This window comes from Snodgrassella sp. B3837 (assembly GCF_026535955.1).
GTDB lineage: Bacteria > Pseudomonadota > Gammaproteobacteria > Burkholderiales > Neisseriaceae > Snodgrassella > Snodgrassella alvi_E.
Genome location: NZ_JAFNPI010000025.1, coordinates 1 through 1,452 on the forward strand (window position 1 = coordinate 1; position 1,452 = coordinate 1,452).

At 39.2% G+C, this 1,452-nt stretch carries 3 protein-coding genes; 1 reads left to right on the forward strand and 2 read right to left on the reverse strand.

Annotated elements, in window-relative coordinates; translation table 11 throughout:
• Positions 1-162 precede the first annotated feature (162 nt).
• Positions 163-432 (forward strand): SymE family type I addiction module toxin, encoded by a 270-nt coding sequence (locus tag J3U67_RS09250; protein ID WP_416384683.1) that lies wholly within the window; start codon positions 163-165, stop codon positions 430-432.
• Here J3U67_RS09250 and J3U67_RS08300 read toward each other — a convergent pair.
• Together J3U67_RS08300 and J3U67_RS08305 are read right to left on the reverse strand one after the other, a co-directional pair.
• Entirely contained in the window at positions 427-693 is a 267-nt protein-coding gene (locus tag J3U67_RS08300; RefSeq protein WP_218966488.1) for a hypothetical protein, read from the reverse strand. The two genes, J3U67_RS09250 and J3U67_RS08300, sit on opposite strands and share 6 nt — an antisense overlap.
• Positions 690-1,452: hypothetical protein (locus J3U67_RS08305; protein ID WP_267404729.1), on the reverse strand; the 763-nt coding region annotated here is incomplete at its 5' end. The genes J3U67_RS08300 and J3U67_RS08305, both read right to left, overlap by 4 nt.

Sequence of the window (1,452 nt, forward strand, 5' to 3'; positions counted from 1 at the left end):
ATCTATTGCTTCTGGATATTGGTCTTTTGGCAGATGGTTTATTAGGTATTGGGCTGCCAATTCTGCACTAGTCGCGCCTGCTAATGACGCAGATTAGCGGGTACCAACACTGCTACCCGCTAACACAACTAACTTCAAAGGAGTTAACTATGACTAAGGTATATTTTAGCTAAATTCAACAACAGGCAAAACACCGCACCACAACCCAATAAGCGGTTTTATACTGTCGGTTATGTGCCACAAGGCATAAAACCAAACTCCAGACCACAACTAACTATTAAAGGCAGGTGGCTGGAACAAATAGGCTTTTATACCAGACGCCCTGTGGTCATTAAAGTTGAGCACAATAAGCTAATTATTGAATTTGTGTTCCTGTTTCAAACAACAAGTGAGATCCCCCCACTGATTAGGTGGGGATCATTATCGTTATGATATTTTTGTCATTATATTCTTAATAATGGGTTCAACAGATAGTTCTAACTTATCGCTATCTATCGTATAACGGTTTAATTCAATTTGATTTTCTGCATCAAAAAGTAATTCTCTTAACCATTTCTCTTCTAATGCTAAAATTTGGTGTTCAGCCTCATAAATGCTAGATTGTATTTCTTCCACACCGATTTCTTTGTTCAAAAAAGAATCACATTTTTTTTTCAATTTATTAACAACATCAGGATATATCCAATTCATCACTTTTCACTCCGTCTTAAAATGGTCACAATAATTTTACCGTTACTTTCGGTAACAACACCTACATCACCGCTCCAATGCACAATCCTCTCTACACCATTAACTGTAGAACTCGTTTTTGTTCCATTCTGTATAGTGTGCTCTACGATGCCAGGAGAAATATTACGACCAGCGCCAACTGTACCGGCTGGAGATCCTAATCCTGAAGGTTGCATCCTATCAACTGCATGTTGTGAATATAATCTATCGCCAATCTGGGCATATTGTTTACCGTCAATAGTCTTTTTTTTGTAGTTTTGCCAAGAATTCCATTCTAAAGAATTCCCAGTCGTCCCCTTTCCAGCTTTACTAGCCACTTTGTCGCCATCTTTACTTGCCTTTGGTTCTGTATTCCCTTTTTCTCCACTCTTATTCGCACCACGTGATTCGCTCACCGTAGAAGATTGTGGTTTATCTTTAATTACTACTCCGTTTGCTGTTACTAGACTTCCACTATGACTATTATATCGGTTGGTTATGGCCTTTATTTCATCCATTGAAAACGCTTTTCCGCGTTTTATGCTCATAACGTTTAGCATTGTTCCCAGACTCATCCCTGTCCCATACAATGCATCTACCTGATCTGATAGTGAGTATGAACTTAGGGCTTGCCCTGCTATCTGGTATTGCAGTACCCGCATTCCTATTTGCTGCTCTGTTGCTCCTGATTGCTTCATATCTCTTACTAGATTTGTTAGCGTTATTTTCTGGAACGCAGCATTG